We start from the raw sequence: 6,788 nt of genomic DNA, 5'->3' as shown, positions 1-6,788 counted from the left end.
CAGCTCAAGCGCAACCCGGCCACGCGCCACATTCCGGTGCACGTGGTCTCGGTGGCCGATTACTCGCAAGAGGCCTTGGGCCGGGGCGCCGTGGGCTACGCCCTCAAGCCCGTCAAGCGCGACGAACTGGTGCATGCCCTGCAGCGGCTGGAAGCCAAGTTCACCCAGAACCTGCGGCGCGTGCTGGTGGTGGAAGACGACGAACGCCAGCGCGAGAGCGTGCGCCACCTGCTCACCAACGACGACGTGGAGATTGTGGGCGCCGGCACGGCAGCCGAGGCGCTGGCGCACCTGCGCGGCTCCACCTTTGACTGCATGGTGATGGACCTGAACCTGCCCGACCTGAGCGGCTACGAATTGCTGCAGCAGATGACGGAGCAGGACGGCGTCTCCTTCCCGCCCGTCATCGTGTACACAGGCCGCGCCCTGTCGCGCGACGAGGAGCAGCAGCTGCGCCGGTTCTCCAAGTCCATCATCATCAAGGACGCCCGCTCCCCCGAGCGGCTGCTCGACGAGGTCACGCTGTTCCTGCACCAGGTGGAGTCGGAGCTGTCGGCAGAGCACCGCCATATGCTGCAGGTGGCCCGCAACCGCGAGACTGCCCTGGAAGGCCGCAACGTGCTGGTGGTGGAAGACGATGTGCGCAACGTGTTTGCGCTCTCCAGCATCCTGGAGCCCACCGGCATCCACGTGGAGATTGCGCGCAACGGCCTGGAGGCCCTGCAGGCGCTGGAGCGCGCCGGCAGCGGCGGCCACCCCGCGATTGACCTGGTGCTGATGGACATCATGATGCCGGAGATGGACGGTTACACCGCCATGCGCGAGATCCGCAACCGCCCTGAGTGGCGCCGCCTGCCCATCATCGCGCTGACCGCCAAGGCCATGAAGGACGATCAGGAAAAATGCCTGGCCGCCGGGGCCAATGACTACATCGCCAAGCCGCTGGACGTGGAGAAGCTGCTGTCCCTGGTGCGGGTGTGGATGCCCAAGTAGGCCCCGCCATGCCCCATCGCAAGGCCCGCACCGCAGACATCGAGCAGCGCCTGCTGATCGATGCCATCTACCACCGCTACCACTACGACTTCCGGGGCTACGCACAGGCGTCGCTCAAGCGGCGGCTGGCGTCGGCGCTGGTGCAGTTCGACTGCAAGACGCTGTCGCAGCTGCAGGACCGCGTGCTGCACGAGCCCGCCGTGTTCCCTGCGCTGCTCGAATACCTCACCGTGCAGGTGAGCGACATGTTCCGCGACCCCAGTTACTTCCAGGCGCTGCGCCAGGAGGTGGTGCCGCTGCTGCGCACCTACCCGTCGCTCAAGGTCTGGGTGGCCGGGTGCAGCGCGGGAGAAGAGGTGTATTCGCTGGCCATCCTGCTGCAGGAAGAAGGCCTGCTGGACCGCACGCTGATCTACGCCACGGACATCAACCCGCACGCGCTGCGCGCCGCCGAGGCAGGTGTGTTCGACCTGTCCCGAGTGCCTGCGTTCACCGAGAACCATGCGCGCTCCGGCGCCCGCAGCTCGTTGTCGGACTACTACGCTGCCGGCTATGGCCGCGTGGTGTTCGACAAGGGCTTGCGCGAGCACATGGTGTTCTCTGACCACAGCCTGGCCACCGACAGCGTGTTTGCCGAGGTCCATCTGGTGTCGTGCCGCAATGTGCTCATCTACTTCGAGCGCGACCTGCAGGATCGCGCCCTGGGGCTGTTCCGCGAGTCGCTGTGCCACCGGGGGTTTCTGGGCCTGGGCTCCAAGGAGTCGCTGCGGTTTTCGGCGCACACCGATGCGTTCGACGACTTCGTGCTGCAAGACCGCATCTACCGCAAGAAGGCCGGGCTGTGAGCAGCCCCGCCCACACACCCAGGCCAGTGCCCCCCGAGGGCTACGCCGCCATCGTGGTGGGCGGGTCTTCGGGCGGTATCGATGCCTTGCTGGAGCTGCTGCCAGCACTGCCCGCCACGCTGCAGGCGGCGGTGCTGGTGGTGCTGCACCTGCCTCGGGACCGGCGCAGCCTGCTGGTGGACATCTTCCAGCCCCGCTGCGCCCTGGCGCTGCGCGAGGCGCAGGACAAGGACGCCATCACGCCAGGCTCGGTGAGCTTTGCGCCCCCGGACTACCACCTGCTGGTTGACAGCGGGCCCCAGGGCCCGCATGTGGGGCTGTCGGTAGACCCTCCCCTGCATTTTTCCCGTCCCTCCATCGACGTCCTGTTCGAGTCCGCAGCAGACCACTACGGCCCCCGGCTGGTGGGCATTCTGCTGTCGGGCGCCAACGAAGATGGTGTGCACGGCCTGCAGGCCATTCAGGCAGCGGGCGGCCTCACCATCGTGCAAGACCCTGCCAGCGCCGGCATGCCCACCATGCCACAGGCGGCCATCGCGGCCGTGACGGTTGACCACATCCTGCCCCCTGAAGGCATTGCAAGGCTGCTGGCGGACCTGCATCAGCGCCAGCAGCTTTGATATGGGCATATGCGTCCCTCCTTGAGAACCCCATCCACCCTCCCCACCGCCCATGCCCCAGACCGACCGCACCAAATGCCTGCTCGTTGACGATGTCGAGGAAAACCTGATCGCCCTGGAGGCCCTGCTGCAACGCGACGGGCTGGATATCCTCAAGGCCCAGTCTGGCCCCGAGGCCCTGGAGCTGCTGCTGGCCCACGATGACGTGGCACTGGCCTTGCTGGACGTGCAAATGCCCGAGATGAACGGCTTTGAGCTGGCGGAGCTGATCCGGGGCAGCGAACGCACCCGACACATTCCCCTCATCTTCATGACGGCGGGTTCGCGGGAGCAGAACTGGCAGTTCCGGGGGTACGAGAGTGGTGCGGTGGACTTTCTGTACAAACCCATCGACCCACACATGCTCACCAACAAGGCGAGCGTGTTCTTTGAACTGCACCGGCGCAAGCAGGCGCTGGCGCATGAGCTGCGCGCGCGCACCGAAGCGTTGCGCATCAACGAAATGTTCATGGCAGTGCTGAGCCATGACCTGCGCACGCCCCTGCAGTCCATCGTCGCAGCAGCCACGGTGCTCAAGCGCCAGCCGTCCCCCGACAAGGCCGCGCTGATGGCCGACCGGGTGCTAAGCGCCAGCCAGCGCATGGGCCACATGATCGAAGACCTGCTGGACGTGACCCGCATTCGCCAGGCGGGCGGGCTGGCGCTGCAGCTGGGCTCCACCCACATGCAGGCGCTGGTGCAGCGCACGCTGAATGAGGTGGCCACCAGCCACCCGGAACGCTACATCGGGTCCACCCTGCAAGGCGACCTGGCCGGCACCTGGGATGCCGAACGCCTGTGTCAGGTGATCACCAACCTGGTTGGCAACGCCCTGCACCACGGCAGAGTCGACCACCCTGTGCAGATTGCAGTGGACGGTACCAGCCCTGAGGAGGTGAGCATCACAGTGTCCAACGGCGGCACCATTCCCCCTGAGCTGCTGCCGCATCTGTTCGACCCGTTCCGGGGTGGAGAGCGTGAGCCCGGCCGCCACCAGGGGCTGGGGCTGGGCCTCTTCATTGCGCACCAGATCGTGCGGGCCCACCGTGGAACCATCGAGGCCCAGTCACGGGACGATGTCACGACCTTTCGTGTGAGACTGCCGCGCCACTCGCCAGCACGCAGCCCCCGCAATTGACTGCGCGCAGCCCAGCACAACAGCGCAGATCGCCACGACCGGGGGGGTGGCGTGATGAATAAAGGATGAACAGCGAGCGATCGGCGCTCGCAAGACTCAGCCGGCGGCTGAAGCCAGCGCTGTATGGATGGACTCGAGCAACTGCTCCAGCTCTTCCAGCTCAAAAGGTTTGAGCAAGGCGCGCACGTTGGGCCCCCAACTGCGCGGGTGGCTACCGAGCTCGTAGCCGGAGCACAGCACCACCCACCGCTGCGCATCACCCGCCAGCAGCTGGCGGGCCAGTTCCGTGCCCGAGAGGCCTGGCAGGCTGACATCGGTCACCACCACATCAAAGACGTCCCCAGCATCCAGCGCCAGCGCCTCCTCGGCAGTGGCGCAGGGCGTGACCGTCCGGCCTTCACCTTCCATGAGCATGCCGATGGTCTCGCGCAGCTCCGGGTTGTCTTCAACGTACAGGATTCGCATACATCGGAGGGGATTGATACGCCATGCCACCCTGCGAAGAAGGGGCATGACCAAAACCCGCATCATGCGCAGGCGATGGACATGCGCCATGTAGGACAAGGCGCTCTTCTTCGCTGTGCTGCACTGTTCTGCGCCCCTCGGGTCATGCGCTTGGAAGCTGCGAACCCTTTTACTCTTCGAGCAATGAGCGCAGCATCCACGCCGTCTGCTCGTGCACCGTCAGGCGCTGGGTCAGCAGGTCGGCCGTGGGCTCGTCGCTGGCCTTGTCGGCCAGAGGGAACAGGCTGCGCGCCGTGCGGGCCACGGCCTCGTGGCCTTCAACCAGCACGCGCACCATGTCCAACGCCTTGGGCGGCTTGGCGGGCGCGTCGGGTACCGTCGCCAGCTTGCCGAACTCGGCGTAAGAACCCGGCGCCACATGGCCCAGCGAGCGGATGCGCTCGGCAATCGGGTCCACCGCGTTCCACAGTTCGGTGTACTGCGCCATGAACATGGTGTGCAGCGTGTTGAACATAGGGCCCGTCACGTTCCAGTGGAAGTTGTGGGTGGTGAGGTACAGGGTGTAGGTGTCGGCCAGCAGGCGCGACAGGCCCTGGGCGATGGCAGCGCGGTCCTTGTCGCTGATGCCGATGTTGATGCTGGGGGCAGAGGTCTTGCCAGGTGCGGCTTTTCCAGGAGCTTTGGCCATGGGGAGGTTCCTTCCGTGCGGAAAACATGAAACACCCCGCGCGGTGCGGGGTCCTCAAACACTGTAGCGCAAGCAAAAGCCCCACAGCGTCAGCCAACATCGATGCCCTGCACCTGGGTCAAGAAAACACGCGGGGGCAAGCACCGCAGGCTTATTGCATCTGCGGCAAGTTGCCGATGCGCACCAGCATCTCGGTGAACATCTGCATGTCGGCATCCAGGTCGGCCACTTCCTTGAACTCCTTGGCGTTGTGGGCCGTGTACTTCTTGCCAGGCATGGCGGGGCCAAAGTTGATGGCGTTGGGCATCAGCTTGGCCGTGGTGCTGCCGGCGGTGGGCACGGGCTTGGCTTCGAGGCCTGTGGTGTCGCCAAAGGTGTTGAGTAGCGTGGCCAGCCAGGCGCCCTGGGGGTCGCGCGCCATCCAGTTGCCCTGGCTGTGGTCCACCTCCACCGCCACGCCGGCCTGGGCGCCCCAGGCCTTGATGCGTTCGGTAGTGGCCTTGGCCAGCGCTTCGGGCGTATTGCCACGGGGCATGCGCACGTTCACCAGCACATCGACCTTGCCATCCTTTTCGCGGATGAGGTTGGGCGACATCGTGAGCGGGCCCATGAAGTCATCGCTGTAAGCCAGGCCCAGCGTGCGCCCCAGGTAATCGGTGCCATACAGGTCGGTCAGGTAACGCACGGCCTGCGCATAACCGTTGGGTGCCAGAGCAAGGCCTGACTCCTTGAGAAACAGCGCTAGGCGCGGCAGCGGGTTCACGCCTTCTTCGGGGCGCGATCCGTGTGCCGATGCGCCGGTCACCTTCACCACCACCGCACCGCCGTCCTGCGCCACATCGATGCCGAATGCGCCGCCCTGCGGCTGGTACTTCGCAACAAAGGCGCCCTTGGCAGCGTTCAGCCGCGCCGCCACATCTGCCAGGTTGCCACCGTGCAGCCGGGCCGTGGCGGTTTGCGGCACTGCGTTGGCCGATGCGGCACCCGCCATGGCGGTGATAACCGTAGCGCCCGGATTGGCAGCCGATGACAGCGGGAACGAGGCGCGCAGCGCACCCGAGCCCTTCTCGGCCACCACCGCAGGATATTTGCTATCGAGCACGATGTTGTACTCAGGCAGCGTGGTCTTGGCACGGTAGTACTTCATCGCGTCGCCACCGGTTTCTTCGGTGGTTTCGATCATGAGGCGGATGGTGCGCGCCAGCGGCAGGCCGCTGTCCTTGACGGCCTTCATCGCAAACAGCACCGTGGCGATGGAGCCCTTGTCGTCAATGGAGCCCCGGCCATACAGGTTGCCGCCCACGCGGGTCAGCTGGAAGGGGTCGAGCTTTGTGCCATCGTCCAGCACCCATTCGTCGGCCACCACGGGCACCACGTCGGCATGGGTGAGGATGCCGAACTCCTCGGGGCCAGTGCCAGGCAGCTTCACTTCAAAGATGCGGTTGTCCACGTTGCGGTACTGCAGGCCGAAGTCCTTGGCCATCCCCTCCACCAAGGCACCGAAGGCGATGATGTGCTTGTCTTCGTGCGGCGGCACCTTGTCGGCGCGCACCGTGGGAATGGCCACCATCTTCGCCGTGGCGTCGATCACCGCCGCCTGGTTGCGCAAGCGGTTGTGCAGACCCAGCAAGCGGCTGATGTTGACCAGGTCATCACCCACCAAAGGCTTGTGCGCCAGGTAAGCCGACACGGCGGTCTGCAGCTGCGGCTGCATCTGTCCAGCCAGCGCCAGGAACTGTCGGAAGTCCGCTGCTGCAGCGGCGGCAGGCGCGGCCGCAATGCGGTCGAGCGCAGGCTTCTTCAGCGTCTGGGTCGCGGGTGGGGGGGTGGGGGTGGAGCAAGCCGTCAGGGCGGCAACCAGCGTGGCGGTGAGCCAAAGCGTCTTCATAGGAACCTCTTGTGGGGGCAAAGGCACCGACCGCCGATGGGCAGAGGGCGCCGTGGAGCATGGCCTGCCCGGGCCGGGTGGACCTGCGCAGGGGCGGCGGGAGTGTAGCGCC

General features: G+C 66.0%; 7 protein-coding genes. 4 read left to right on the top strand and 3 right to left on the bottom strand.

The window, feature by feature from the left end:
* The 4 genes from CLU87_RS23075 to CLU87_RS23060 form a co-directional block, all read left to right on the top strand.
* Positions 1–993, top strand: a 993-nt coding sequence (locus tag CLU87_RS23075; RefSeq protein WP_143227311.1) for a response regulator, incomplete at its 5' end; no start/stop codon positions are given.
* 8 nt (positions 994–1,001) lie between these two features.
* A complete protein-coding gene (locus CLU87_RS23070; protein ID WP_099732324.1) occupies positions 1,002–1,838 on the top strand; it encodes a protein-glutamate O-methyltransferase CheR in 837 nt (278 codons plus the stop codon).
* A complete protein-coding gene (locus tag CLU87_RS23065; protein ID WP_099731957.1) occupies positions 1,835–2,458 on the top strand; it encodes a chemotaxis protein CheB in 624 nt (207 codons plus the stop codon). The genes CLU87_RS23070 and CLU87_RS23065 overlap by 4 nt, the downstream gene beginning before the upstream one ends.
* Positions 2,459–2,510: 52 nt before the next feature.
* Positions 2,511–3,635: a hybrid sensor histidine kinase/response regulator gene (locus tag CLU87_RS23060; RefSeq protein WP_099731956.1), complete on the top strand. Its 1,125-nt coding sequence runs from the start codon at positions 2,511–2,513 to the stop codon at positions 3,633–3,635.
* A 96-nt stretch (positions 3,636–3,731) separates the two neighbouring features.
* On the opposite strand, the gene CLU87_RS23055 is transcribed toward CLU87_RS23060, so the two are convergent.
* The 3 genes from CLU87_RS23055 to CLU87_RS23045 form a co-directional block, all read right to left on the bottom strand.
* On the bottom strand, positions 3,732–4,100 hold the full coding sequence (locus CLU87_RS23055; RefSeq protein WP_099731955.1) for a response regulator: 369 nt from the start codon (positions 4,098–4,100) through the stop codon (positions 3,732–3,734).
* 169 nt (positions 4,101–4,269) lie between these two features.
* Positions 4,270–4,788 carry a Dps family protein gene (locus CLU87_RS23050; protein ID WP_056647935.1) on the bottom strand — a complete coding sequence of 173 codons (519 nt, stop codon included), beginning with the start codon at positions 4,786–4,788 and terminating at the stop codon, positions 4,270–4,272.
* A gap of 151 nt (positions 4,789–4,939) precedes the next feature.
* Positions 4,940–6,676: a dipeptidase gene (locus CLU87_RS23045; protein ID WP_099731954.1), complete on the bottom strand. Its 1,737-nt coding sequence runs from the start codon at positions 6,674–6,676 to the stop codon at positions 4,940–4,942.
* Positions 6,677–6,788 lie beyond the last annotated feature (112 nt).

Origin of the sequence: Acidovorax sp. 59 (assembly GCF_002754175.1) — a bacterium.
Classification (GTDB): Bacteria; Pseudomonadota; Gammaproteobacteria; order Burkholderiales; family Burkholderiaceae_C; genus Acidovorax; species Acidovorax delafieldii.
The sequence above is the reverse complement of the archived record's forward strand: the minus strand, read 5'-3'. Positions and strand labels throughout refer to the sequence as shown.